The organism is Nocardia sp. NPDC051756, from assembly GCF_040681495.1.
In the GTDB taxonomy this organism is placed as follows: domain Bacteria; phylum Actinomycetota; class Actinomycetes; order Mycobacteriales; family Mycobacteriaceae; genus Nocardia.
The window spans coordinates 249,359-275,626 of sequence record NZ_JBFAYV010000004.1 but is presented as its reverse complement, the minus strand read 5'-3'; the positions used below and the strand labels follow the sequence as shown (position 1 = coordinate 275,626).

Below are 26,268 nucleotides of genomic sequence, written 5' to 3'. Positions count from 1 at the left end.
CTCTGCAAGGTCGCTCTCCGCGCAGAAGGAATGGGGAAATAATGTCGTTAGATGCTACTCCGGTGACCCTCGGGAAGGAGCCCGGCGCAGCACAACCGACCGGGCGCACGGGCACCGCGCTGGCGATCATCGTCGTGGTGCAGCTCATGCTCACCATCGACCTGATGATCGTGACGGTGGCGCTGCCCTCGATCGGGCGGGACCTGGGGTACAGCGAAAACGGACTCGCCTGGGTGGTCAACGCCTACGGCCTGGCGCTGGGCGGCCTGATGCTGCTGGGCGGCCGGCTCGGCGACACCTTCGGCCGGCGCCGAATCTTCCTGGGCGGCATCGTGCTGTTCACCGTGGCCTCGCTGGTCGGCGGATTCGCGTTGACCGGCTGGTGGTTCCTGGCCTGCCGCGGACTCCAGGGCGTCGGTGCGGCCTTGGTCATGCCGAACTGCCTGGCGCTGATCTTGAGCCTGTTCCCCGCGGGGCCCGAGCGCACCAAGGCGATCGCCACCTCCGCGGCCGCGTCCAGCTCCGGCGCGGTCGTCGGGCTGCTCCTCGGCGGGGTGCTGTCCACCGGATTGTCTTGGCGCTGGGTCATGTTCGTCAACGTGCCGGTCGGCATCGCGGTGTTCGTCCTCGCGCCGCTCTACATCCGGGAGCAGGCCCGGATCCGTGGCAAGTTCGACATCGCGGGCGCGCTGACCTCGGCGCTCGGGGTGGCGCTGCTGGTCTACGGGCTCTCACATGCGGGCGAGTCGGGCTGGTCGACCGTGTCGGTGTGGCTGCCGATCCTGCTGGGCGCGGGCTTGTTCGTCGCCTTCACCATGGTGGAACGGCAAGCGGCGCAACCGATCATGCCGCTGTCGCTGTTCCGCGACCGAAACCGGGTCACCGCCTATATCTCGGCCGTGCTGGTGACTGGCACGATGATCGGCCAGGCGTTCTTCCTGACCATGTATCTGCAAGGGCCGCTTGGCTTCAGCGCGCTGCTGACCGGGTTCGCCTTCCTGACCACGGGTTTCGCCCTGGTGATCAGCTCCACCCTGGTGATCGGGCTGATGCAGAAGATCGGCGAGCGATGGATGACCTTCCTCGGCGCGCTGCTGCTCATCGCGGGCAACCTGTGGCTGACCACGCTCTCGCTCGACAGCGGTTACTGGGGCACGATTTTCGGCCCGCTGGCGCTGACCGGCGTCGGCATGGCGGCCACCCTCATCCCGGCCACCGAGATGGCGGGCGCGGGCGTCGAGTCGGACAACTACGGGTCCGCGTCGAGCACCTACAACACCATGCTGCAACTGGGTGGGCCGCTGGTGCTGGCCATTCTCGTGACGGTGCTCACCAGCGCCGCCAAGGGGATCACGGTGCCCGCCGATGTGCCCGCTGACCAGGCCGATCACTATGTGCTCACCGCGAGCATGGCTCCTGGGTTCATGACGGCGACGGTCCTCGCCATCGGGGTGGCCGTCACGAGTCTGTTCATCCGGCGGAGTACCCCTGCCGCCGTTCCGATTCCGGCCTGATGCCGTCCCGGCACCACGCCCGCAGTGGGCGTGGTACCGGGCCGCTCGCTCAGAAGCGGGCGAGGATCTCGCGCAGTGCGCGAATCACCTTGTCCTGCACGTCCAATGGCAGCGACGGGTACATCGGCAGCGAGAAGATCTCGTCCGCCAGCGCCTCGGTGACCGGCAGCGAACCCTTGGCGTAGCCCAGTTTCGCGAAGCCGGACATGGTGTGCACCGGCCAGCGGTAACTGACGTTCAGCTGAATATCGTAGTCCCGCAAGGCTTCCAGAATCTCGTCGCGGCGCGGGTGACGAACCACGTACAGGTAGTACACGTGGTCGTTGCCGTCGGCCAGCACGGGCAGACCGAGGTCGGTGTCGGCCAGGCCCTCGGCGTAGCGGGCGGCGACCGCGCGGCGGTCCGCGATGTACTGGTCGAGCCGGCCGAGCTTGCGGCGCAGGATCTCCGCGTGCACCTCGTCGAGGCGGCTGTTGTGGCCCGGCGTCTCGACCACGTAGTACCGCTCGGCCATGCCGTAGTACCGCAGCCGGCGCAACCGCTGGTCGATCTGCTCGGTCGCGGTGACGACGGCGCCGCCGTCGCCGTAGGCGCCGAGCACCTTGGTGGGATAGAAGGAGAACGCGGCGGCGTCGCTCATGGTGCCCGCGATGCGCCCGCGCTGCCGGGCGCCGTGCGACTGCGCGCAGTCCTCCAGGATCTGCAGGCCGTGCTCGGCCGCCAGCCGGTGCAGCGGTTCCATTTCCACGCACTGCCCGTACAGGTGCACCGGCACAATGCATTTGGTGCGATCGGTGATCGCCGCGGCCACCTGCGTGGTGTCCATCAGGTAGTCCTCGGCGCGGATGTCCACGAACACCGGGATCGCTCCGAGGGCGTCGATCGCCACGACGGTCGGCGCGGCGGTGTTGGACACCGTGATCACCTCGTCGCCGGGGCCGACGCCGAGCGCCTGGAGGCCGAGTTTGATCGCGTTGGTGCCGTTGTCCACGCCCACCGCGTGTCGAAGTCCGTGGTACGCGGCGAATTCGTGCTCGAACGAGCGGGTGCTCTCGCCGAACACGAGCTGGCCGGACCGGAAGACCTTGTCCACGGCGGCGAGAATGTCGTCGCGCTCGCGGTCGTATTCCGAGAGATAGTCCCACACCAAGGTAGCCAAGGATCAGTCCTCTGCAGTCGGGTCGATTCCCTGTCCGGTCTACCAACGCCGACTCGAACCTGACTGGAGCTTGCACTGGAACGTGATCGCGGTATCGAACGCTTGACATCGCCTCTAGCCTGAAACCATCGGGAGGAGAAAGCTGTTGGCGCACAACGAGATCAAGACAGCCGTTGTCCTGGGCGGCACGGGCTGGGTGGGCAGGCACCTGTGCACGGCGCTGGCCGAGCACGGCACCCGCGTGGTCGCGGTGGCTCGCAGCCGCACCGCGGGATTGCGTTGCGACCGGTTCGCCGCGCTCGACCTGGCCACCGCGCCCGCGGCGGCCACGGCGGAGCTGTTGCGGGCGGAGTCGGCCGACCTGGTGATCAACGCGACCGACGCCGCGAACGCGACCGACGGATGGGACCGCACCGAGCCGGAACTGGTGCAGGCCAACGTTTCCCTGGTCGAACAAGTGCTGCACGCGGTGCGGGCGCAGCATCGGCCGGTACGGGTGGTGCACATCGGCACGATGCACGAGTACTCGCCGGCCGCCTTCGGCACGCCGGTCGATGAAGCGATGCCGTGTGCACCCGAATCCGCTTATGCCCGAACGAAACTCGCCGGATCAAAGGCGGTTCTGGACGCGGCGCGAACCGGCGCGGTGGACGGCATCGTGCTGCGCGCGGTGAACGTGTGCGGGCCGCACCCGTCGCCGGCGAGTCTGCCGGGCAAGCTGGTAGCGCTGCTCGCCGCGGGCACGGTGCGGCTGCCGATCGCCGAGGCGCACCGGGATTGGCTGGATGTGCGCGACCTGGCACACGCGGCGGTGGCCGCCGCGCGGCGACCGGGCGAGACCGGGGTGGTCAACATCGGCAGCGGCCGGGCGGTGCCGATGCGCGAATTCGTCGAGACCTTCGTTCGCGAGGCCGGTTTCCCGCTGTCGGTGGTGGAAGACACCTCCACCGCGGTACAGAGCTACGGCGGGTCGTGGTTGCAGGCCGACATCCGAAAGGCCGCCGCGGTGCTCGACTGGAAACCCCAACGGCCCCTGCGGGATTCGCTGCGGGACATGTGGGCGGCCCGCTAGCGAGCCGCCCGTCGAACGGAACCGTCAGCCGACCACGCGGACGCTCGGCGTGTAGAGAATCCACTTGCCCCCGGCCGCGCTGAACCCGGTCTCCTTGGCCATGATCTCCTGCGCGTGATTCCACGCGAACAGCAGCGCGTAGTCCGGGTAGGACTCCGCGAACACCTCGGCCGGCCGCACCGGCAGGTGCGCGCCGGGAGTCACCTTGTGCTGCTTGGCCGGAGTAGTGTCGCAGACATAGCTCACCAGGTCCGGGGTGATGCCGCAGTAATTGGTGACCGTGGCGCTCTTGGCCGTGGCGCCGTACCCGACGACACTCGCGCCCGCGGCCTTCAGCTCGTGCAGCAACGCGATCAGCTCGGTGCGGATCACCCCGACCGCGGTGGCGAAATCGGCGAGGGTGGCCGGGTCGTGCAAGCGCCGCGCCGACTCCTCGGCCAGCAGATCGGCCACGGCCTGGGTCGGCACCCGGGCACCCACGCGAGCCAGGGTGTAGCGGACCTCGCCGCCGTGCACCGGCAACCGTTCGACGTCCACCAGCTCGAAGCCGAACCGCTGGGCCATCGCGCGCACGGAGGTGGCGCTGAAGAAGTAGAAGTGTTCGTCGTAGATCTGGTCGAACGAGGTGCGTTCGACGATCTCGCCCAGGTACGGGTCCTCGAACACGAACACCCCGCCCGGAGTGAGCAGCGCGTCCAGTCCCGCGAAGATCGAGTCGACGTACGGGATGTGGCAGAACGTGTTGGCCGCGAAAACGACGTCGGCCGGGCCGTATTCGGCGCGCACCGCGGTCGCGGTGGCCGCCTCGAAGAACTCGGTGAGCACGTTGACGCCCTGGGTGCGCGCGTGGTCCGCGACCCCGGCCGAGGGCTCGACCCCGAGATGCCGGACTCCGGCTTTCGCGATCGTGCGGAGCATGATTCCGTCGTTGCTGCCGAGTTCCACAATGAACGGATCGGTTCCGGTCAGTTCCTTTTCCAGGAATGTGTTCGCGGTGTTCTCGAAATGCTCACGCATTACCGATGAACCCGAGGAGAAATACGGATAATCGGTGTGGAACATTTTCGCCCTTGGCACTTCCTCCAGCAATTGCACCATGGCGCACGACGCACATCGACCGACCGCGAGCCGGTAGAAGAACTCCTCATCGCCCTGCTCCGGGGCCCGGAAGGCATCCGACAACGGCTGCCGCCCGAAGTCGATGAACTCGATAACCACATCGCCACAGACTCGACATTCGACCATGTGCCGAACTGTATCCACACCCGCGCGAAGAACGCTCGAATCCTGCTCGAACCCGGCTGCGCGAAACAATTCCGCGCACTAGCATCGGCACTGATGAATTACTTTTCCGGCCCGCTCAGAGAGCGTTCGAATTGGGGAGAATCCATGCCACCCAGCGGTTCCGCCGAAGTCGAGGTCGTCGGCCTGACGACGAACTATCTGGTCGACCCGCGCGGGATCGATGACCGCACACCCGCGCTGGGTTGGCGACTGGTGTCGGCCGAGCGCTCCGTCACGCAAACGGCGTACCAGATCCGAGCCGCCTCGACTCCGCACAACCTCGAGCTGGACCGGCCGGACCTGTGGGATTCGGGCCGGACAGCCTCGGATCGACAGGTGGATATCGGCTACGGCGGTCGGCCGCTGTCCGCGCGCGACCAGGTGTTCTGGCAGGTCCGGGTATGGACCGGCAATGACCGCGGGTCGGCTTGGAGTCCGATCGCACACTGGGAGCTCGGCCTGCTCGAACCGAGCGATTGGACGGCGGAATGGATCACCGACTCGGTGCCGACCCGGCCGGACGGGCCGCTGCCGATCTTCGCCAAGCGCTTCATCGCCGCACCGGAGCGCCCGATCGAGCAAGCGCGCCTTTATGTCTCGGGACTCGGCCTGTACGAGGCGCGGCTCAACGGTCGCAAAGTCGGCGCGGACGTCCTGCTGCCGAGCATCACCGATTATCGAAAAAGGGCGCTGTACAAGACCTATGACGTCACCGAACACCTGCGGACCGGCGACAACGTGGTGGGCCTGCTGGTCGGCAACGGCTTCTTCAACGTGCCCGAACGCGACGGCCGCTACTGGGAGTCGGTGACCTGGAAGAGCGGCCTCGGCGGCAGCGGCGACACGGTCCGGCTGACCGGCGAGCCGAAAGTCATCGCGCAGTTGGAGATTCGCTACGCGGACGGGACGGTCCAGCAGGTATCCAGCGACTCCAGTTGGCAGGTCGACGACGGGCCCCTCGACTTCTCGGGCTACTACGGCGGCGAGGACTACGACGCCCGCCGTTGGCAAACCGGCTGGGACGAACCCGAGGGTGACCACTCCGCATGGCGATCCGCCGCCGTCGCCGCCGACCTTCCCGAAACGCTCAGCGCGCAATACGAACCCGCGGTCATCGAGGCGGAACGGCTGGCCGCGGTCGAGCTGACCGAACCCGAGCCGGGCGTCTACGTCTTCGATTTCGGCACATCCTTCGTCGGCTGGCCGCAGATCGATGTGGAAGCACCCGCCGGGACGCGGATCGCTCTCTTCCCGGGCTGGTACCTCGACAACGGCCGGGTCAGCCAGAGCGGCATGGTCGGATGGGTGCCGAATGTCGTTGTCGCCGACCACTACACGTCGGCAGGCGACGGCGTGGAGGCGTGGCATCCGCGCTTCACCTATCACGGATTCCGGTACCTCGAAGTGCGCGGCCTGCCGACCCGGCCGCTCTTGTCCAGCGTGACCGGGATCGCGGTGCGCGCCGCGACCGAGACCACCGCCGAATTCGACTGCTCCGAACAGCTTCTCAACGACATCGACCGCATCGCCGATCGCAGCATGCGCAGCGCCATGATCGCGCCGACCATGCCCACCGATCCCAACCGGGAGAAGGCAGGCTGGCAGGCCGACCGCGGGGTCGCGCTCAGCGGCGTCCACCGCTACGACTTCGCCGCCTACAACCAGGCGATGCTGCGCGACGTCTTCGACGCGCAACGCCCGGACGGCGCGCTGCCCGGCATCGTCCCCGATCCCACCGATTTCTGGTACATCGGCGATATCAACTGGACCGGCGCGCCGATCGTGCAGGCCTTCGAGAACTACCGCCGCTACGGTGACACCGCGTCCCTGCGCCGCCACTACCCGGCGATGCGGCAGTACGTCGAGCTGCTGCGATCGCGCGAACAAGACGGGATGTACCCGGCGGGCGAGTTCGCGGAGGGCTACTTCGGCGACTGGATGTACCCGGGCCAGCACTGGCAACGCCCGTTCGACCCGGACAACGCCCACTTCGCCCCGCCCGAAATGACTGTGGCATGGGGATATTGGCGGATCGCCACCGCCATGGCCGGCATCGCGCAGGCCTTGGGCCACGCCGACGAGTCGCTCGAGTACCGGCGCAAAGCCGAGGCGATCGCCACGCGGTACCACGAGAAGTTCTTCGACCCCGCTACCGCCATGTACGCGCCGGGGACCCTGACGGCCACCGCGATCGCCCTCTATATCGGCGCTCCCCCAACGCATTTGCGGGAATCGGTGCTCGCGGCGTTGGTCGCGCAGATCCGGGAATCCGGAAACCACTTGAACGCCGGGATGATCGGGCTGGTCGCGATCGTCCGCGTGCTCACCAAGGCAGGCCGGCACGACGTGCTCTACGACGTCGCGGTCGAAACCAGTTATCCCAGTTACGGATACTGGCTCGAGCACGGCGCCACCGCGCTGCCGGAAAGCTGGGAATGGAACGGCCGCGAGGGCGTGGCGGACCTGAATATCCTCGGCGGCTTGACCACCTGGTTCACCGGTGGTCTCGGCGGCATCCGACCGGACCTCGATGCGGTCGCCTTCGACAAGATCCTCATCGCCCCCGCCGTCGTCGGCGCGCTCACCTCGGTGGCCGCGACCCTCCGGACCGTGCGCGGGGAGATCGTCAGCCGCTGGCAGCGCGACGGCACCGCGGTGACGCTGGAAGTCGTTGTGCCGGTGAACAGTACCGCCACCGTGGTGGTGCCGCTGCTGCGGGAGAACGCGGAAATCAAAGCCGCCGAGGAGGCGCGATTGATCGATCGGAACGACAAGTTCGCGACCTACCGGACCGGGTCGGGAGCGTGGACGTTCACCCAGCACTGAGCGCGCGAACCGTCACTAACCCGCGTTCAACCGGTCGGCCTCCGCGACGGCACTGGCCAGGCTGCGCTCGACGAACCGGTGCAGCACCTGCAACTCCGCGTCGGTGAAGTCGGCCAGGTCGAGGTGGGTCCGGGCGGTCAGTCCCGCGTAGTAGGAGCTGACGCGCTCGAGCCCTTCGGGAGTCGGCACGACCACGACCTTGCGCCGGTCCTTGGGGTCGTGTGCACGGGTGACGCAGCCGGCCGCCTCCAGCCGATCGACCATCCGGGTGGCCGAACCCGCGGTGAGGCCGACCCGGGCGGCCAGCGCGCCCGGCGTGGTCGGCCCGCCCTGCTGGAGGGCGTGCAGGCAGTGGAAGTCGGTCATGATCACGCCCATCTGGGTCGCGACCAGGCTGTTGATCCGGATCAACTGCTGAATCCAGTCCGGCAGTAGCTCGATCAACGCGTTGACCTGAGGTTTCTCCTGCTGACCCATAGTCATGTGACACGGCCCGATCCGTTGAAGTATCCTTGCGTCGCACAACTTTCACGCTGCACAATATTTCCAGCACACAATATCACCGCTACACAATAATGCGGCGAGCACCCGTTGCCTCACGCAAGGTCGGCTTGCGACCGCAGGAAATCAAGGAGTTGGTCCGACTGTCTGGACGAACGCAAGTTCCCCGCCTGCAGGCCACATTCGTCCCCGCCGAGAACGCCTTCGCCTTGTGGGGGCCCGCCGAACTGGACGAGGCCGTGCGCGAACACGGCCTGCCGACCGGACGGGTCGCGACCTGTTCGCTGGCCGCGCCCGAGGGCGGCACGGTCGTCGCCGCCGACCGGGACGTGCGGCTCATCGATCTGAACGAGGCGGTGCCCGCGCTGATCGCGCTGGACCGGCGGGCGAAGGTCGGCAAGTCGGTCAAGAGCTGGCAGGCTGCCGCCCGGCTGCTGGACGGCGACAACAAGGACGCCGCCTTCGACGACCTGGCCGCCCGGATGCCGGTCGCCGCGCACGCCGTGACCAATCAGGAGGGCGCGGCGGTGGCCGCGCCGGCTGCGTTGCTGACCCAATTCCGCAGGGCGGCAAGCACTACGGCGACCCTGGCCGACACCGCGGTGGACGCTCAACTGCGCCCGTACCAGGTGCACGGCGTGGCCTGGCTCAACTCCCGCCCCGAAATCGGCACCGGCGGCGTGCTGGCCGACGAGATGGGCCTCGGCAAGACGCTTCAGGCCATCTGCCTGCTGGCCATCCGCCGCTCCGAGCGCCCGCACCTGGTGGTCTGCCCGACCTCGCTGATCGGCAACTGGCGGCGCGAACTCGCCCGCTTCTCCCCGGTCACCCCGGTGCTGCGCTACCACGGCAGCAACCGCGACCTGCCCGAACAGTGGGAACCGGGCACCGTGGTGATCACCAGCTACCCGGTGCTGCGCAGCGACAAGCGACTGCTGGACAACACCTGGGACATCGTCGTGCTGGACGAGGCACAGCAGATCAAGAACCCGGACGCGCAGGCCAGCCGGGCCGCGGCACGGCTCACCGCGACCGTGCGGATCGCCATGACCGGCACCCCGGTGGAGAACCGGCTCGACGAGCTGTGGTCGATCTTCCACGTGACCAACCCGGGACTGCTCGGCACCCGCGGCCGGTTCCGGCAGCGGTTCGTCGCGCCGATCGAACAGCGCCGCTCCGCCTCGGCCGCCGCCGCGCTCAATACCCTGGTGCGCCCACACATGTTGCGCCGCACCAAGGATCTGGTCGCGGCCGAACTGCCGCCCAAGCAGTACACCTCGATGATCTGCACGCTCACCGACGAGCAGGTGCGGTTGTATCGCGAGGCCACCGACCGGGCGTTCGACCAGGGACTGGGCAGCGGCATCGGCCGCAGCGGCCGAGTGCTCGCGCTGCTGACCGCGCTCAAACAGATCTGCAACCACCCGGCGCACTACCTCGAGGACGGGCCTGCGGGTCCGGGCCGATCGGGCAAGTTCGACCGGGCCACCGAGATGTTGTCCGAGATCGTCGACGACGGCGACCGCGCCCTGGTGTTCACCCAGTACCGCATCATGGGCGAACTGCTCTCGACGTCGCTGGGCAAGACGCTGGGCACCGGCCCGGTGCCGTTTCTGCATGGCGGGCTCTCCGGCGACAAGCGCGACGAAATGGTCCGGGCCTTCCAGGAGGACGACGACTCGCCGCCGGTGCTGCTGCTCAGCCTGCGCGCGGCCGGGTTCGGGCTCAACCTGACCAGGGCCGCGCACGTGATGCACTACGACCGCTGGTGGAACCCGGCCGTCGAGGAACAGGCCACCGACCGCGCCCACCGCATCGGCCAGCAGCGCACGCTCAACGTGTACACGCTGGTCTCCGGCGGCACGATCGAGGACCACATCGCGCAGATGCACGACGCCAAGCGCGGCATGGCCGACGTCGTCGTCGGCGGCGACACCGAGGCCGCGCTGGCCAAACTGTCCGACGACGAGCTGCACGCCGTCCTCGAACTCGACCTGGGAGCGATCTCGTGATGCCCGCCGAATTCGGCGCCACCCCCTGGGGACGCGCCTGGACCCGCATCGTCGAGTCCACCACCGCCGCGGTCCCGAATCCGTTGCTGCCCAAGGCGCGCAGCATCGCCCGCAACCACGGCGCCGCCCTCACCACCGAGGTCGGTGTGGTCACCGCGAAGGTCGTGGTGTCGGGCACCGAGTCCACCGTCCGGATCGAGCTGCCGCGCTGGCCCGAGGAGACCAAGCGGGACGCCGAACGGCTGATCGCCAAATCACTGGCGGCCAATCCCGGCCTCGCCACCGGCGACCTGCCGGACAGCCTGGAGGCCGAATTCGCCGCCGCGGGAATCACTTTCGCGGTTCCGCAGGCCGAGCAGGTCGCAACCTGCGACTGCCGTACCCGCAAGCGGCCGTGCGTGCACATCTTGGCCGGGCTGTACGCGCTCTCGATGCGGGTGGACGAACGACCACGGCTGGCCGTCGAATTGCGCATGGACAGCACGACGGTGGCCGAGGAGGCCGACCCGGACTGGATCCCGCTGGCCGACCTGGACGCGGCGAGTTTCTACGGCTGACCGAAGAAGCCCGGTCGCTCCGTGCGGAGCGACCGGGCCCGATCTCACGCCGTGATGCCGAGCGCGTGGGTGAAGAAGCCGGTGGGATCGTAGGCGGCCTTGACCCGTTGCAGGCGTGGGTAGTTGTCCTTGTAATACAGGTCGTGCCAAGCAGATTCCGATGTGTTCCAGCGCGGATCGGCCAGGTCGGTGTCCGGGTAGTTGATGTAGGACCCGTCCGACTGACCGTTCAGATCCGGTACGCCGCCGGTGTCCGCGTACAGGTCTCGGTAGAACGCCCGGATCCAGGCGATGTGCCGGTCTTCGCCGTTCGGGTCGGTCCAGTTGTTCAGGTAGAACGCCTTCAGCACCGAATCACGTTGCGCGGTAGCGGTTGCCGCGGGCGCGACCGCGGAAGCCTGTCCGCCGTACGCGGCGAGGATGACGCCCGCGGACGGGTTGTCGTACGTGTCGTCGGTCAGGTAGCGGTAGATGACGTCGATCTGCTCGTCGGTGTAGCGCCGACGCAGGTAGGCCGCCTTGCATTTGGCCCGCTGGCCGTAGACGTCGCCGCGCATCCGCGGCCACAGCATCGACCGCAACCACGGCCGACGCTGCACGTCATGGTGATACGGCACGCCCACACCGTCATTGAGCGCGTCGAGATAGTCCGACAGCATCCCCTCGGCACCGTCGACGGTCGCGTCCACCTGGGTGAGCAGGGCGATGGTGTTCGTCTGCGCGCGCAGCACGGTGAGAATGGAGAACAGCGCGTTCTCCGCCATGCCCGGCGCGCTGTGCCGCTCGTGCCAACCGCCGTGATTGGCCAGCAGCCGGCGGAAGGACTCCGGGGTCAGGTCCGGCCAGGACCAGGTGGTCAGGCCGTCCAGCACCTCGGCGGGCGGTTGCGGAAGCAGGCCCGCCGGATCGTCACCCGTGGCGTCCGGCGCGCGCATCCAGTACTTGGTCACCACACCGAAATTCCCACCGCCGCAACCGGTATGCGCCCACCACAGCTCGTGGTGCGGGTCGCCCGGGTCGCGGGTGGCGACGACGAGCCGCGCCGTTCCGGACGCGTCCACGGTGACCACCTCGACTGCGTACAGATGATCGACGACGCATCCGTGCATGCGGGTCAACGGACCGTAGCCGCCGCCGAGGATGTGACCGCCCGCGCCGACCGTGTACTCCAGCCCGGCCGGGATCGCGACGCCCCAGCCCTTGAGCAAACTGCGGTAGACCTCGCCGAGCAGCGCGCCCGGCTCGATCACGAACGCCCGCATCCCTGGGTCGTAGTCCACCCGGTTCAGCCGCGAAAGATCCAGCAGCACTTCGGTTTCCGCCGAGTCGACAAAGTCTTCCAGGCAGTGACCGCCGCTGCGGATAGCCAAGCGCGCGCCGGTATCGGCCGCCGATTGCACCGCCGCCAGCACGTCCTGCGGTGTCGCTGGCACGTGCACGATGCGCGGCGTGCAGCGGAAGCGGCCGTTCGCGGCAGTCGTCACCTCGGCGTAGCGCGGGTCCGCCGGGGTGATAACGGTGCGATCGAGCATCCCCGTCATCGGCGGACCAAATCCATCGGCAGCTTCTTCGTGCCGTTGAAGTCCTTGGGATCGTGGAACACGATCTCCTCGTCCTCGGCCACCCGGAAGTCCTCGAACCGAGAGAACATGGCGGTCAACGCGATTCGCACCTCCTGCCGGGCCAGCGGCGCGCCGAGACAGAAGTGAATGCCCTTGCCGAAGGCCAGATGCCGCGCCTGCTTGCGGTGGATGTCGAACACGTCCGGATCGGCGAACTCGGCCTCGTCCCGCATGGTCGACACCAGCGAGGCGCTGACCAGCGAGCCCTTCGGGATCTGCCGGCCACCCAGCTCGACGTCGGCGAGCGCGCGCCGATCGATCCACACCAGCGGTGATCGGTAGCGCATGACCTCCTCGATCGCCGGCCCCAGCAACGCGGGCTCGGCGCGCAATTGCTTGACCAGGCCGGGGTTTTCGTCCAAACACAGCAACGCGTTGGTGAGCACGGTGCTTGTGGTGAGGTGCCCGGCGATGAGCAGCAGCGCGAGGAACCCGAGGATCTCGAAGTCGTCCAGCTTGCGGCCGTTCAGCTCCGCGTCCAGCAGGTCGCGGATCAGCCCGTCCTTGTCCGAGCGGCGGTAGCTGTCGACGTGGCTGAGCAGGTACTGGTTCATCTCCCGGATGGACGGCGCCATCGCGGCCACCCCCTCCTCGCTGAACAGCGCGTCCACGCCGTTGTCCACCAGCAGCGCGTCGGCCCACTTGCGGAATAGGTGCCGGTCGGCCACCGGCAGGCCCATCACCTCGGCGATCACGATCACCGGCAGCGGGGCGGCCAGGTCGGACACGATGTCGACCCGGTCCTGGCCGCGTTCCAGCGTCGCGTCGAGCAGCTCGGCCGCGACCTGCTCCACCCTGGGCACCAGGCTCTGCACGAACTTCGGCGTGAACCCTTGCGTGACCAGCCCGCGCAACTCCTTGTGCCGCGGCTCGTCCATCGCCTGGAAGTTGCCCTTGCTGAAGTTGCGCAGCTCCTCGTGGTCCGGAATGAACTCGCTGAGGTCGTTGGAGAAGACCTCGAAGTCGGAGATCACCCGCAGCCCGTCGGTGTAGCGCAACACCTCCCAGCGGCCGGTCGGCTCGTGGAACCGGACCGGCTCCTGCACCCGGGCGTGCGCGTAATCGTCCATCATCGCGCGCAGTTTCGGGGAAATGTGCGGACCGCCCATGGGTCAGGCCTCCTGGGTGAGTGCGAGCGCGAGCTGGCGGTAGAACGCGAGCACGCCGGGTTCCTTGGGACTCAGATGGCCGCGCTCGATGAAGCGGGAATCGAGGGTGCGCTGCACCGCCTCCATGCCCGCCTGGTCCTCGGCGTTGATGACGCTGGTGATCGACTCGATCTCCTTGCGCATCACCTCGAGCGAGACGTGCTCCAGCGCTTGGCGCGGCACCAGGGTGCCGCCGCGGACCTGGGTGCGATCCAGCGACAGCGGGATGATGCTGATCCAGGCGATGGATTCGCCGAAGGTCGCCACCGCGCCGCACGGGAACATCCGGTAGCTGTACATGACCGACCGCTCGGCCTCGGTGAGCGGCAGGATCGGCGCCTCGAACGGGGTGCCCGCCGCGCTGAGCAGCCGGGCCACCCACGGCGAATCCAGGTGCACGGTCATGTCGATGCCGCCGGTCATCAACGGGCGCACGGTTTCCGGGTGCAGGCCGATGGCGTGGTAGTTCTCGTACCCGTTCTCGACCGCGACCTTCCAGTTGCAGCCCCACTCCTCGGTCCAGTGGCTCACCTGGACCATGTCGTCGAGCCGGTAGTTGGTCATCTCGGTCTCGACGATGGCCAGATCCGGCTCGAACGAACGGGCCTCCGCGTCGAGGTTGACGAACACCAGGCCGTGCCACTCGCGCACCGCGAAACCAGGCAGGCGGCAGTTGGCCGGGTCGAAGTCGGGGTTGTCGCGCATGTAGGTGGCCGCGCGCAGCGTGCCGTCCAGGTTGTAGCGCCACAGGTGATAGGAGCAGGTGAAATCCTTCACCGTGCCCTCGCCCGGCTCGACCAGCGGCATCGCCCGGTGCCGGCACACCGGCGATATTCCGTGCAGCTGCCCGTCCGCGCCGCGGGTGATCGCCACCGGCTCGCCGGCGATGGACAGCGCCACGTAATCGCCGGGCGCGGCCAGCTGATCGGTGTGCGCCACCATGATCCACGAGCGATGGAAGATCTGTGTCCGCTCCAGCTCGTACACCTGCGGCGAGGTGAACATCTGCGGCGGCAGGCTCAGGGCGGGCGGGTTGGGCTCCGCGTAGCCGCGGACGTCGGCCAGCAGCTCGGCCACCGACTGGTCGGGCATGGGTCCGGTTCGGACGGTTGTGTTCACTGCGGTCTCTCCGATTCAGTCGGTGGGTGGGTGAGCGCCCAGCGCCGCCCACGCCGCGTCGTCCATCCACGGCGGGATGCCGACCTCGCCGTTGGTGCCCTTCTCGACGAAGGCGATATTGCGGTAGGCCCGCACACCCACGACGTCGCGCTGGGTCATGGTCGGGACGCCGCCGGGGGTGTGCTCGTGATGGTGCAGGTCATCGACCAGACGCTTGATCAGGCCGATCGAGGTGTCGGGGCCCGCCGACGGACCCTCGGTGCCGCCCATGCGCGGGATGTAAGCGGTCTGCATGTCCTCGATGACGTAGAGCCCGCCGGGGCGCACATGCGGGAACAGCGCGTCGAATGACGTTCGCACGTGCGCGTTCTCGTGACTGCCGTCATCGATGACGATGTCGAACGGCCCGTACTCCGCGGCCAGCGCGGTCAGCGCCGCCGGGTCGCTCTGGTCGCAGACCAGCGCGGTCTGCCGCGGCTGGTTCAACGCCGACTTGTCGAACAGGTCGAGGCCGAACACCTGGCCGCGGTGGAAGTATCGCTTCCACATCCGCAGCGAACCGCCGCCGAGGTCGCCGTCGAAACCGCCGATGCCGATCTCCAGGATGCGCAACGGCTCGTCGCGATACGGGGCGAACTCGCGTTCGTAATGCCCTGTGTACCAATGGAAGCTGGCCCACTTGTCCGAACCGGATGCCGAGCACAGCGCGCCCAGTTCGTGGCGCGGGATGGTCAGCCCGGTCATCAGCGCGCCGGAGGCGAGGCTGGTCGAGACGACCAAGCCGGGTAGCCGGGACAGATCGTCGGGGCGGCTGGGCAGGAAGACATCGCTGAAGTCGCCGGTGCGACGCTGGTCCGGCCTGCCGTAGACGCGGCGGACCAGGTGGGTCAGCGACATGCCCAGTTCGCGGCAGATCTCCCCCGGTGCGTCGGTGCTCAGCCGGGTGATGGGTTCGCTACCGACGCAACGGAATACGACGCGACGGGTCTCGTTCTCGTGTGTGACGTCCAGGGCGATGTCCACCGGATCCGGGTTGGCCGGCACCGAGGCGCGGAACAGCACCTCGTCGATCAGCGCGGTGAGCACCGCGTCCACGCCCAATTCCTTGACCAGCAAGGAGATCTCGGCATCCGACGCGGTGCCGGCGCGCAGCAGGCGGTCCAGCAGCCCGCTCATGACTGCTCGGCCGGCTTGTTCCAGATCGCCAGCTTGTCGAAGGCGCCGGGCGTGGCCAGCGGGATCACCTCGAACTTCAGGTGCGGGCTGACCGGATTGTCGTACAGCACACTCAGCAGCTCCTCGTGCGAGGCCACGTCGTAGATGTTGAGCCCGCCGGACGCACCGACCCGGATCCAGCTGTGCCGGATGATGCCCTTCTCCACCAGGGCTCGCGTGTAGGCGAAGCCCTCGCTGAGCCGTTCGCGGAACTCCTTCGCCTCCCCCGGGGCCGGGGCCTGCGTGGCCAGGACGGCAAACAAAGCCATGATTGCTCCTTCTCTCTAGTGCGTCAGTTGGGCGCCGTAGCGGGCGGCGGCGGCTTCCAGGGTTGGCACGACTTCGCCGGGACTGGGCTCGGCCAGCATCCGGTCGCGCAGGGCCAGCGCGCCCGCACCGAACGCGGGCTCGTCGAGCAGCCGCAGCACGCCCTCGCGCAGCCGGCTCCCGGCCAGTTCGGGCGGCGGAAGATAAAGGCCCGCACCGAGATCGCTGAGCCGCTGGGCGCGGTAGACGTTGTCCCACATGCCCGCGACCACCAACTGCGGCACGCCGTACACGGCCGCGGTGGACCAGGTGCCCGCGCCGCCGTGGTGGATGATCGCCGCGCAGGTGGGCATCAGTGCGTGCAGCGGCACGAAGTCCACCACCCGCGTGTTGTCGGGAAGCTTGCCGACCTCGGCCGCCTGGGCCGCGTTCAGCGTGGCCACGATCTCGATGTCCAGGTCCGCGACCGCGTCGAAGAGTTCGGCCGGGGAGATCAGGTTCGGGTAGGCCATGTCCCGCGAGGTGATGCCCAGGGTCAGGCAGATCCGTTGCCGCGCAGGCGTTTCCCGCAGCCAATCCGGCACCTCGGACACACCGTTGTAGGGCACGTACCGCATGGGCACGGACTCGTTCAGGCTGGGCAGGCGCACGCCCTCGGGCATCTGGTCGATGGTGAAGTCGCCGGTGACGACCCGCTCGTCGTAGTCGAGGCCGTGTCGCGCGAGGGTCCAGGTCAGCCATTCCTCGAGCGCGTCGTCGCGCAGTTCCGGCGGCAATGCGGCGGTGTCGGCCAGGAACGCTTCCCGGGACAGGCCGAAAAGATCTGGGCCCCACAGCAATCGCGCGCCGGCGGTGCGGCAGGCGCGGGCCGCGACGCCGCCGGCGAACGAGAACGGTTCCCAGATCACCAGATCCGGCTGCCACCAGCGGGCGTAGTCGACCAGCTCGTCCACCATGGAGTCGTTGTTGGCCTGCGCGTAGAACGTCGCGGTCAGCAAGGAGTTGGCCGCCTTGCGATCGCGCGGGCCGCCGCGTTCGCCGGTGAAATCGATGTCGCGGTAGAAGCCGGTCAACTCCTCCCCCAGATCACGCACGATCTCGTGATGGGTGTGGTCGGTGCCGACCGGGACGGCGGTCAGCCCGGCCTGGGTGATCGCCCGGGTCAGCGCGGGCTGGCTGGCGAAGCGCACCTCGTGCCCGGCGGCGCGCAGCGCCCATGCCAGCGGCACCGTGCCGTTGAAGTGCGCTTCTACCGCGAGGGACGTCATGAGTACACGCATTGCGGCGGCTCCTCGTCAGTGAGTGGTCGGGGAATTCGAGTCGGCGACCGGCAGGCGAACCAAGGCCCCCGTCACCGGTGCACGCAGTCGGCGCACCGGCGCGCCGTCGAGCCGCAGCCCGGGAAAACGGACCGCCACGGCGGCCAGGACGGTCGCCGCCGCGCCGCGGGTGAACGCCGCGACCTGGGGCACGCCGCGCAATCCGATTCCGGCCGCGCCGACATGCACGACGACCTCGTCGCCCGCCGCGATCTGTTCCGCGCCCAGGCGCAGGTCCGCGCGGGCTACTCGGCGGTCCAGTCGCATCGGCGGGTGCTCGGTGAGCACGTCGTCCAGCAGCGCACCGATGGTCGCGGGATCGGCGGACAACGCTTGCCAGCGCGCCGGATCGGCGAGCAGCAGGTGCGCCGTCGTCGCCGCGAGCGTCACCGTGAGATCCACGCCCAAGACCGAAAGGAGTAAAGCGTTGTCCGGCACGAGCTTTCGCAGGCCGACGCAAGCGTCGACGATCGCCCGGACATCGGCCAGCCGGGGCGCGCAGAGCACCGCGTCCACCGCCGGACCTGCCGCGACACTGAATCCGTTGTACGCCAACAGGTCTGCGCCCGGCACGGTCAGCACCTCGGCGGCCAGCCCGGCGACCGCAGGCCGCAACACGTCGCGCACCAGATCGAACCGGGCGCCGAGCCCGTCGAGCCGCACGTTGCCGGTGGGGGCGGGCGCGGTCCACCCCGGCTCGGGGAACGGGTCCACCTCCGCCAGCACATGCCCGGCGGGCAGTTCGGTCCCGAAGCCCGGATCGGTGCGCACCTGCTCGGCGAGTTCCGGATCGCTGACCACCCAGGCGCCGGGCCGGCTGCGATATACCGGCCCGCGCTCCTTGATCCGGGCGGTGAGCGTCGCGGTGTCCTCGTCCTCCGCGCGCAACAGCACGGCATACGGGTCGCCGCCGTGTGCGAACAGGAAATGCATCCCGCGCTCGGTGAGCAACCGGCGGCCCAGGTCGGTGTCGGTGCGGGTCATGACGCGGCCTGGGTGGCCGGTTCGCCGTGCACCAGGGCGATCAGCAGTTGCTTCATGCCGCCTCCTTGTCAGTGGTTTGTCGAATCCCGCGGTGGCCCTGGGTAGTCAGCACCATCGCGGCGTTGAAGCCGCCGTGACCGCGGGCCACCACCAGCGCCACCGACAACGGCAGCGCCCTGGTCTCGGTCACCAGATCGAGTTGGTATTCGGGCACCGGGTCGGTGACGCCGGCGGTACCCGGGATAACGCCGTGGCGCATCGCCAGCAGCGCGGTGGCGACGTCGAGCGCCGCGCCGCCGCTGCTGAGCCGGCCGGTCATGGTCTTGGGCGCGGTGACCGGAACCCCGTGCGGGCCGAATACCGCGCGCAGGGCGTCGGCCTCCACCCGGTCCAGTTCCGGCGTGCCCGCCGCGTCGGCGAACACGACGTCCACCTCGGCCGGTTCGAGCCCGGCGTCGGCCAGCGCGCCGTCGATCGCGCGGCGCAGCGTGGACGGCCGGTCCGAGCCCGGCGGCGGATCGAAAGTGGCCGCGTAGCCGGCTATTTCGCCGTACCAGGACGCCACACCGCGCGCTGTCGCGGATGCCGCCGACTCCATCACGAACAGCGCCCCGCCGTCGCCGGGCACGTGACCGGAGGCCGCGGCGTCGAACGGCAGATACGCACGCGCGGGATCGGCGGAGGTGCTGATCCGGCCGCTGGTGAGCTGGGCGACCCAGGTCCACGGCGAGAGCGACCCGTCCACCGCCCCGCACATCATCGCCGGCTGCCCCGCGCGCACCCGCCGCCGCGCCAGCGCCAGCGCGTCCAGCCCGCCCGCCTGCTCGGTGACCAGCACGCCGCCGGGACCGCGCATGCCGTGCCGGATGGAGATCTGGCCGGTGTTCACCGCGTAGAACCAGGCGAACGACTGGTAGGCGCTGACGTGCTGCGGCCCCTTGCGCCAGAGCTTGTCCAGCTCGCGGTGGCCGAATTCGAAGCCGCCCGCCGAGCTCGCCGTCACCACGCCGACGTCGAATCCGGCCAGGGCCGTGCCGTCCACCGCCGAGTCGGCCAGCGCGCGATCGGCGGCCACCAGCGACAGCTGGGTCATCCGGTCGGTCTGCGGCAGCAGCCGCCCGGGCAGGTGGTCCGCGGCGGTGAAACCGCTGACCTCGCCGGCCAGGGTGGACGAATAGCCGGATGGGTCGAACGCCGTGATCCGCCCGATCTTTCGTTGCCCCGCAAGGGTATTCGCCCAATGTTCGGCGACGTCCAAGCCGGTCGGGGCGATCACGCCCATGCCGGTGATGACCGTCCTCATGCGACTTTTTTCAAGATCATCGCGCTCTGGAAGCCGCCGAACCCGCTGCCGACGGTCAGCACCGTGTCCAGCGGCACCTCGCGGGCGGTCAGCGGCACGTAGTCCAGGTCGCACTCCGGGTCCGGCTCGTGCAGGTTCGCCGTCGGCGGCACCAGACCATCGCGAATCGCCAGCGCGCACGCGGCGACCTCCAGCGAACCGATGGCGCCCAGCGAGTGCCCGATCATCGACTTGATCGAACTGACCGGCACCCGGTACGCGTGCTCGCCGAGGCTGCGCTTGAACGCGGCCGTCTCGTGCCGGTCGTTCTGCATGGTGCCCGAGCCGTGCGCATTGATATAGCCCACGTCCTCGGCATTCACCCGGGCCTGACCCATCGCCGACCGGATGGCCTCGGCCATCTCCACGCCGTCGGGGCGCAGGCCGGTCATGTGATAGGCGTTGCAGCGGGTGGCGTACCCGGCGATCTCGGCGTAGATCCGTGCGCCGCGCCGGCGCGCGTGCTCGTACTCCTCGAAGACGAACATCGCCGAGCCTTCGCCGAGCACGAAACCGTTGCGGGTGCGGTCGAACGGCCGCGACGCGTGCTCCGGATCGTCGTTGCGCGGCGTGGTCGCCTTGATCGCGTCGAAGCAGGCCAGGGTGATCGGCGAGATCGGCGCGTCGGTCGCGCCGCCGACCACCACGTCGGCCGAGCCCTCGGCGATCAGCTCGACCGCGTGCCCCACCGAGTCCAGCCCGGAGGTGCAGCCGGTGGAGACGGTCGCCACCGGACCCTCGGCGCCCAGTTCCCAGGCCACCTCGGTCGCCAGCGAACTGGGCACGAAGTGGTTGTACAGATGCCCGACCGCATAGGACTCGTCGACGTTCCAGTGCCGCCCGCCGTCGGACACCACCACGTACTCCTGCTCCAGGCCCATCGTGCAGCCGACCGCGCTGCCGACCACCACCCCGGTGCGGGCCGGGTCGAGCCCGGCCGGGTCCACCCCGCTGTCGGCCAGGCACTCCCGTGCGCTGACCACGGCCAGCTGCGCGGCCCGGTCCATCCGCCGAATCTGTTGCGGGGTAAGGCCTTCGGCCACCGGGTCGAAGTCACACTCGGCGGCCACCTGCGAGCGGAACCGCCCGGCGTCGAACGAGGTGATCCGCCGCGTCGCGGTGCGGCCGGACGACAGCAGATCCCAGAACGGCTTGGCACCGGTGCCACCGGGCGCGACGACCCCGATGCCGGTCATGACGACACGACGTTTCATCTTCAGACATCCCTTACGGTTGCGGGCCGGCGTCAGGCCTTGACGAACTCCAGCCGCGGCTCGTAAAGATTGGCGACGTTGGTCGCCCTGGCCCGGATCTCCTTGGCGTGGTCGGCGAAGCCGGGCGCGGCGATCGCGTCCCGCCACGACTGGACGTCGGTCCACAGCGCGATGTTCACGTACTCGTGGCCGCGCGCGGCGTCCACGTGCTTGGACAGGGTGAACTGGAGGAAGCCCGGCTGTGCGGCCATGAACTCCGAGATGTCGGCGAACACCCGCTCGAAATCCTGCGGGTCGCTGGTCACCGTGAAGGTGTTGACGAAGGTCACCACCCCCTTGCCGGTGGCGTCGTAGCGGTCCTTGGCGGTCTGGGCCGAAGCTGTCATCGTGCTGCTCCTGAGATCGTTTTCCATGTGCCACCAACGGTGCGCCGAGCGCCTCGTGCCCGGCTCGAATCTGGACTCACAACAGGCTCAAACCTCCGTCTACGACGACTACCGAACCGGTGGCGAACTCCGCCTCGGGCGCCGTCAATTGCCTTGCCCACCAGGTGATCTCGGCCGGTTTCCCGACCCGTCCGGCGGGCGTTCTGGCGGCGATGCCGGCGAGAAAGTCGCGATACTGCTCCGGTGTGGACCCCATCCGCACGCCCATGCCCGACGCCACGACGCCGGCCGCGATCGCCACCACCCGAATGCCTTGCGGGGCAAGCTCGACCGACCAGGTGCGGGTGAGGAACTCCAGCGCGACCTTCGTCGCCCCGTACCCGGAGAACCCCGGCCACGCGCGCCCGCCGGACGCGCCGGAGCTGCTCATGTTCAGCACGGTGCCGCGGGTCTCGGCGAGCGCGTCCAGCGCCGCCTGGGTGAGGAAGATCGGGGCCAGCAGATTGACCGCCACCTCGCTCTGCACGGCGGCCTGGTCGATGTGCGCGAGCGGGGCCGGGGCCGCGGTCGCCGCGTTGTTGATCAGCACATCGACCCGGCCCAGCGCCCGCTGTGCCGTCTTGATCACCAGTTCGGCCGAACCGTGGTCGGTGATATCCGCCGCGAGCACGTGGATGTGGTCGTGCCCGGCGGCCGTCTCGCGCAGGGCGGACTCCGTGCGCCCCACCACGAGCACTTCGTGCTCCTCGGCGTAGCCATGGGCCAGCGCCCGTCCGATTCCGGTCCCGCCGCCGGTGATGATCACACCGCGTCTCTGTTTCGAGGTCATGCCCTCGAAGCTAGGCACGCCTACTCGCAGCGCGGTCGAGATCGGCTGTCGCTCAGACGGATTCGTCGTCGCGGGTGACCACCCGCTCGGCGAGCAGCCATTCGCCGTCCGTGCGCACGAGCACGTCCTCGCACACGCACATGGCGTGCAGGATCGTCCCCTTGCCCCGCTCGGTCTTGACCACCTGCACGTAGGACCGGGCGAACACCGACCCGTCCGCGCGCACCTCGACCACGATCGTGCTGTAGCACCGCCGGTACCGAATGCCGTCGGCGCTCAACTGATCCGCGTTGGCCCGTAGTCCGGCCGCCAGCGCCGCCCGCCCCACGATCGGGGTGGAGATCTTGGGCGGGGAGACCATGGTGCCGTCCTCGGTGAAGGTCTCGGCGGTCTCCTCGGCGCGGCCCTCGTCCATCAGCTGGACGTGCCGGGCGTAGAACCGCTCCACCTCGGCACAGATCTCCGCGTATGTCTGCTCCCGTACCTCTGCACTCACGACCTACCGCCTCTCGACTGGACTGTCCCCTAAACCTGGTGGCACCCGGTCGAAGTCCACTGGAGAAGCCCTCGGGCCGAGGTGGACCCGATATCAGAAAGGACCCGCGCCGAGCGCGGGTCCTTTCGGTGGGAGATCAGGCGACGGCGACCGATTCCGCGCGCCGGACGTGCTCGGCGATCGCGGCCGCCAGCGCGGGATGGGCGGCGGACGGGAAAGAGTGGCCGAGGCCGGGGATTTCGAGCAACTGCGCGCCCGGGATCGACTCGGCGAGGAACGCGCTGTGCGGCGGCTGGTGGACCGGGTCCAGCGGGCCCTGGATCACCAGCGTGGGCGTTTGCACCTGCGCCAATTCGGGACCGCGGTCGGTGATGTCGGCACGCTCGTCGATGTTCGGTGTGTTGCGTCCGGCGATGCCGGAGTGCGCGATCTCCCGCTCCTCCCAGCGCCGGAACTCCGCGGGGTCGAATGGCAGCACCGAGCCGGACATCGCCCTGGCCATCGCGACCCGCCGGTCCAGCTCGGCGTCGACGTCGTCGAGGATCGGCGACTGCATGATCAGGTCGAGCACCTCGCGGCGCGGCGCGGGCAACCCGCTCGGGGTCGGCTCGCCGCTGTAGGCGCAGTCGCAGCTGGTGAAGAAGTCCACGGTCAGCGCGGCCGCGCCGGTCATGGTCAGGCTGCGCAGCCGGTCCGGATAGTCGATGGCCATGAGCTGCCCGGTCGCCGCGCCCAGCGCGAAGCAGACCAGGTGGACCCGGTCGATGCCCCACCCGTCCAGCACGGCGATCGCGTCGGCGGCGAGTTCGTAGAAGGTGTACGGGTTCTGGGCCGTGTCCAGCGACACCGTCCGCCCGGTGTCGCGGTGGTCGTACCGGATGACGTGCAGGCCCTGCGCGACGAGTTCGGCGACGAACTCGTCGGGCCAGCCCCGCGAGCTGTGCGCGCCGAGCAGCAGGAGCGGGGGGTCGCCGGGGTCGCCGAAGTCTTCGGTCCACAGATGGAGATCAGCTGTGGAGACAACGCGTTCTGCCATGGAATTCACGCTTCCTTTCTGAGGGGACCCGACTCAGCCGAAGTCGTTCGTGTGGCCCGGATCCACCCTCTCGCACCCGGCTAGAGGGTCGGTTCGAAGGACGCTCGAACTTCGGTGGGGTCCCCCGATCAGCCGGCGCGCGGCGACCCGCGAGGCCGTCGAACGGGCCTCGCGGCGCCGCGCGCCGACCGATCGACTCAGCGGAACAGGTCGGCGTTCTCCACCGCCCAGGTGGCGAACGTGGTGGCGTGCCCGGTCAGGTCGGCCACCGTGCTGGTGGCGAGCTGCGGATTGTCCACCCGGGTGGCGAGGCCGTTGACGAAGTACCCCGCGTAGTCGCCCATGGCCGGCTCGAGCTGCGCGATGAGCTCCTCCGGCGGCACCGTCACGAAGGTCAGCTCGCGACCGAGCGCATCGGCCAGATACTGCAAACGCTGTGCCCTGGTGATGGTTTCGGGTCCGGTGAGGGTGTAGGTCGCGCCGATGTGCCCGGTGCCGACCAGGATCGTCGCCGCGACCCTGGCGATGTCGTCCATGGCGATGGGCGCGTTGCCCGACGCCGGATACGGTTCGCGCACTTCGCCGGTGGTGCGGATCTGCTCGGCCCAGTCGGTGGCGTTCTCCATGAACTCGCCCGTCCACAGGTGGGTGTAGTCGACGCCCGACTTGTCGACGGCCTGCGAGATGGGGTGCCAGTTGGTGTTCTCGTCGCCGGACAGCGCGACGATGTGCCCGATCCCGGCCTGGCGGGCCAGATCGACTACCTCGGTGACGGTTTCGAGCGACGGTGCGAGGTACATCCGGTCGATGCCGGCGAAGGCGGCGGGCAGCGAGTCCGGCCGCTTGAGGTAGCCCTTGACCACCTCGACCTCGGGCGGGAACGCGGTGCGTTCCGGGTGGTTCGACAGTGCGCGAATATCATCGGCCCCCAGTTTCACAAGGTGGTCCACGACCTTTCGGCCGATATTTCCGGTAGCCCCTGTTACGAGAATCGTCATGCCCCCAAGCTAGCCCGACGACCCGTCCGCGCGCACATAGAAAGTGCGAAGCGCGAGGACACGGGCGGGTCCGCGGCCGTCGGCGCGCTACTGTGGCGCACATACGGACGCATCGCTCCGGATGTGCCCAAATCGACTGCGCTACAACCAATCACAGTGTCGCGGTCCGCGACATGACTTTGCCAGGTACCATCCCTCTCTCCTATTCTCCTGCACGGCAACCTGTTTCATTTGCAGTCAACGGTCGGCAACCGCGGGGCAGGTCTCCGATGATGCGAGTTCTGTGCAGAGTCAAGCCCCAGATAGCAAGGGACACAGGCCAGCTCGACATCGCCGCCATCCGTTGACGAATCCGGGCAAATCGGTATAGCGTCGGAAAGTACCGACCAGGAGTTTGGTCCGGGGAACGAAGATCCATGGGGACCACCCAATCCCCAGTTCTCGAGGCTAGGTACCGCCAAAAGGGTGCCGCCGTTTAGGGGGAATTATGGAATTTGGCGTGCTCGGTCCACTTTCGGTAGAGCATCAAGGGAAATCGAACGTCCCCAGTGCTCCGAAATTGCGGACCGTATTGGCGATGCTGCTGGTCCATTCGGACCAGGTGGTACCGGTTTCCTCTCTGATCACCGATCTGTGGGATGAACTGCCGCCGGCGAGCGGGCTCACAACGCTCCAGACGTACGTCCTCAATCTGCGCAAGTATTTCGTCGGTGTCACCGGCATGTCCGCAACGGAGGTAGCCAAGCAGATCCTGATCACCCGCCCCGGCGGGTACCTGCTACACGTCGAGCCGGACGCGCTCGACATGCACCGCTACGAGGCTCTGGTCGATTCCGGACTGGCCGCGCTGGCCAACGGAAACGACGAAGAGGGCATCGCCGACCTGGACGCGGCGCTGCGTACCTGGCGGGGGCCTGCACTGGTGGACATCGCCGCGGGCCGGGTGCTGGAGTCCAAGGCCCTGCAACTGTCCGAGTCCAGGCTGGTCACCATCGAGTACATGCTCGACGGCGAACTTCGCCTCGGTCGCTATCGCGAGGTCCTGTCCCGCCTCGCCGCGCTGTGCGCCGAACACCCGCTCAACGAACGGCTGCACGCGCAATACATGCGCGCGCTGCACCTGAGCGGACGGCGGGCACAGGCCTTGGAAGTGTTCCACCGCTTGCGGGTCACCCTGGTCAACGAACTGGGCCTGGACCCGGAGCGCAGCCTCCAGGAATTGCACGCGGCGATCCTCGGCGTCGACGACGACGCCGACATCCTCACCCTCACCACCCGTCCCGCCATGCTGGCCGGCGCCTCCGCCCGGCTGCGCTGAACCGGGGCGGACAGCCCCGTTACCCCGGTTCGTCACCCAAGTGGGGATGC

23 protein-coding genes are annotated in these 26,268 nt (G+C 68.7%); 6 read left to right on the top strand and 17 right to left on the bottom strand.

What is annotated here, in order from left to right:
- Positions 1 to 62 precede the first annotated feature (62 nt).
- Positions 63 to 1,514 (top strand): MFS transporter, encoded by a 1,452-nt coding sequence (locus tag AB0M22_RS18270; RefSeq protein WP_364727722.1) that lies wholly within the window; start codon positions 63 to 65, stop codon positions 1,512 to 1,514.
- Positions 1,515 to 1,563: 49 nt separating this feature from the next.
- Here AB0M22_RS18270 and AB0M22_RS18265 read toward each other — a convergent pair whose 3' ends face one another.
- Entirely contained in the window at positions 1,564 to 2,673 is a 1,110-nt protein-coding gene (locus AB0M22_RS18265) for a DegT/DnrJ/EryC1/StrS family aminotransferase (RefSeq protein ID WP_364727720.1), read from the bottom strand.
- A 145-nt stretch (positions 2,674 to 2,818) separates the two neighbouring features.
- Here AB0M22_RS18265 and AB0M22_RS18260 point away from each other — a divergent pair, with 145 nt between their 5' ends.
- On the top strand, positions 2,819 to 3,745 hold the full coding sequence (locus tag AB0M22_RS18260; RefSeq protein WP_364727718.1) for an NAD(P)-dependent oxidoreductase: 927 nt from the start codon (positions 2,819 to 2,821) through the stop codon (positions 3,743 to 3,745).
- Positions 3,746 to 3,769: 24 nt separating this feature from the next.
- Here AB0M22_RS18260 and AB0M22_RS18255 read toward each other — a convergent pair whose 3' ends face one another.
- The gene (locus AB0M22_RS18255; RefSeq protein ID WP_364727716.1) at positions 3,770 to 4,990 is read right to left on the bottom strand and encodes a class I SAM-dependent methyltransferase; all 1,221 of its coding nucleotides are present in this window, start codon (positions 4,988 to 4,990) and stop codon (positions 3,770 to 3,772) included.
- A 144-nt stretch (positions 4,991 to 5,134) separates the two neighbouring features.
- Between AB0M22_RS18255 and AB0M22_RS18250 the strand changes: the two genes are divergently transcribed.
- Positions 5,135 to 7,855: a family 78 glycoside hydrolase catalytic domain gene (locus AB0M22_RS18250; RefSeq protein ID WP_364727714.1), complete on the top strand. Its 2,721-nt coding sequence runs from the start codon at positions 5,135 to 5,137 to the stop codon at positions 7,853 to 7,855.
- A gap of 15 nt (positions 7,856 to 7,870) precedes the next feature.
- Here the strand turns inward: AB0M22_RS18250 and AB0M22_RS18245 are convergent, their stop codons facing one another.
- Positions 7,871 to 8,338, bottom strand: a complete 468-nt coding sequence (locus AB0M22_RS18245) for a MarR family transcriptional regulator (RefSeq protein ID WP_364727711.1) — start codon at positions 8,336 to 8,338, stop codon at positions 7,871 to 7,873.
- Between the two features lie 152 nt (positions 8,339 to 8,490).
- Here AB0M22_RS18245 and AB0M22_RS18240 point away from each other — a divergent pair, with 152 nt between their 5' ends.
- Both AB0M22_RS18240 and AB0M22_RS18235 read left to right on the top strand, forming a co-directional pair.
- The gene (locus AB0M22_RS18240) at positions 8,491 to 10,368 is read left to right on the top strand and encodes a DEAD/DEAH box helicase (RefSeq protein ID WP_364727708.1); all 1,878 of its coding nucleotides are present in this window, start codon (positions 8,491 to 8,493) and stop codon (positions 10,366 to 10,368) included.
- Positions 10,368 to 10,925, top strand: coding sequence for a hypothetical protein (locus AB0M22_RS18235; protein ID WP_364727705.1), 558 nt, complete (start codon positions 10,368 to 10,370; stop codon positions 10,923 to 10,925). The genes AB0M22_RS18240 and AB0M22_RS18235 overlap by 1 nt, the downstream gene beginning before the upstream one ends.
- A gap of 44 nt (positions 10,926 to 10,969) precedes the next feature.
- Here AB0M22_RS18235 and AB0M22_RS18230 read toward each other — a convergent pair whose 3' ends face one another.
- From AB0M22_RS18230 to AB0M22_RS18165, 14 genes are all read right to left on the bottom strand, one after another.
- Positions 10,970 to 12,466 (bottom strand): FAD-binding protein, encoded by a 1,497-nt coding sequence (locus AB0M22_RS18230; RefSeq protein ID WP_364727703.1) that lies wholly within the window; start codon positions 12,464 to 12,466, stop codon positions 10,970 to 10,972.
- Positions 12,463 to 13,656, bottom strand: coding sequence for a cytochrome P450 (locus AB0M22_RS18225; protein ID WP_364727700.1), 1,194 nt, complete (start codon positions 13,654 to 13,656; stop codon positions 12,463 to 12,465). The genes AB0M22_RS18230 and AB0M22_RS18225 overlap by 4 nt, the downstream gene beginning before the upstream one ends.
- A 3-nt stretch (positions 13,657 to 13,659) precedes the next feature.
- Positions 13,660 to 14,814, bottom strand: coding sequence for an aromatic ring-hydroxylating dioxygenase subunit alpha (locus AB0M22_RS18220; protein ID WP_364727697.1), 1,155 nt, complete (start codon positions 14,812 to 14,814; stop codon positions 13,660 to 13,662).
- A 15-nt stretch (positions 14,815 to 14,829) separates the two neighbouring features.
- Positions 14,830 to 15,990: a class I SAM-dependent methyltransferase gene (locus AB0M22_RS18215; RefSeq protein WP_364727695.1), complete on the bottom strand. Its 1,161-nt coding sequence runs from the start codon at positions 15,988 to 15,990 to the stop codon at positions 14,830 to 14,832.
- Positions 15,987 to 16,298: a muconolactone Delta-isomerase family protein gene (locus AB0M22_RS18210; protein WP_364727693.1), complete on the bottom strand. Its 312-nt coding sequence runs from the start codon at positions 16,296 to 16,298 to the stop codon at positions 15,987 to 15,989. The genes AB0M22_RS18215 and AB0M22_RS18210 overlap by 4 nt, the downstream gene beginning before the upstream one ends.
- Positions 16,299 to 16,313: 15 nt before the next feature.
- A complete protein-coding gene (locus tag AB0M22_RS18205; protein ID WP_364727690.1) occupies positions 16,314 to 17,576 on the bottom strand; it encodes an activator-dependent family glycosyltransferase in 1,263 nt (420 codons plus the stop codon).
- Between the two features lie 15 nt (positions 17,577 to 17,591).
- A complete protein-coding gene (locus AB0M22_RS18200) occupies positions 17,592 to 18,599 on the bottom strand; it encodes a hypothetical protein (protein WP_364727688.1) in 1,008 nt (335 codons plus the stop codon).
- 52 nt (positions 18,600 to 18,651) lie between these two features.
- Positions 18,652 to 19,902 carry a ketosynthase chain-length factor gene (locus AB0M22_RS18195; protein WP_364727685.1) on the bottom strand — a complete coding sequence of 417 codons (1,251 nt, stop codon included), beginning with the start codon at positions 19,900 to 19,902 and terminating at the stop codon, positions 18,652 to 18,654.
- A complete protein-coding gene (locus AB0M22_RS18190; RefSeq protein WP_364727682.1) occupies positions 19,899 to 21,155 on the bottom strand; it encodes a beta-ketoacyl-[acyl-carrier-protein] synthase family protein in 1,257 nt (418 codons plus the stop codon). Before AB0M22_RS18190 ends, AB0M22_RS18195 begins: the two co-directional genes overlap by 4 nt.
- Positions 21,156 to 21,187: 32 nt before the next feature.
- Positions 21,188 to 21,541, bottom strand: coding sequence for an antibiotic biosynthesis monooxygenase family protein (locus AB0M22_RS18185; protein ID WP_364727679.1), 354 nt, complete (start codon positions 21,539 to 21,541; stop codon positions 21,188 to 21,190).
- Positions 21,542 to 21,617: 76 nt separating this feature from the next.
- A complete protein-coding gene (locus AB0M22_RS18180) occupies positions 21,618 to 22,370 on the bottom strand; it encodes an SDR family oxidoreductase (protein WP_364727676.1) in 753 nt (250 codons plus the stop codon).
- Positions 22,371 to 22,422: 52 nt separating this feature from the next.
- Complete coding sequence (locus tag AB0M22_RS18175) at positions 22,423 to 22,866, bottom strand: nuclear transport factor 2 family protein (protein WP_364727673.1); 444 nt, start codon at positions 22,864 to 22,866, stop codon at positions 22,423 to 22,425.
- Between the two features lie 136 nt (positions 22,867 to 23,002).
- A complete protein-coding gene (locus AB0M22_RS18170) occupies positions 23,003 to 23,902 on the bottom strand; it encodes an alpha/beta fold hydrolase (RefSeq protein WP_364727671.1) in 900 nt (299 codons plus the stop codon).
- A gap of 197 nt (positions 23,903 to 24,099) precedes the next feature.
- Positions 24,100 to 24,900, bottom strand: a complete 801-nt coding sequence (locus AB0M22_RS18165) for an NAD(P)H-binding protein (protein WP_364727668.1) — start codon at positions 24,898 to 24,900, stop codon at positions 24,100 to 24,102.
- A gap of 577 nt (positions 24,901 to 25,477) precedes the next feature.
- On the opposite strand from AB0M22_RS18165, the gene AB0M22_RS18160 reads away from it, so the two are divergent.
- Entirely contained in the window at positions 25,478 to 26,218 is a 741-nt protein-coding gene (locus AB0M22_RS18160) for an AfsR/SARP family transcriptional regulator (RefSeq protein ID WP_364727665.1), read from the top strand.
- Positions 26,219 to 26,268: the final 50 nt, after the last annotated feature.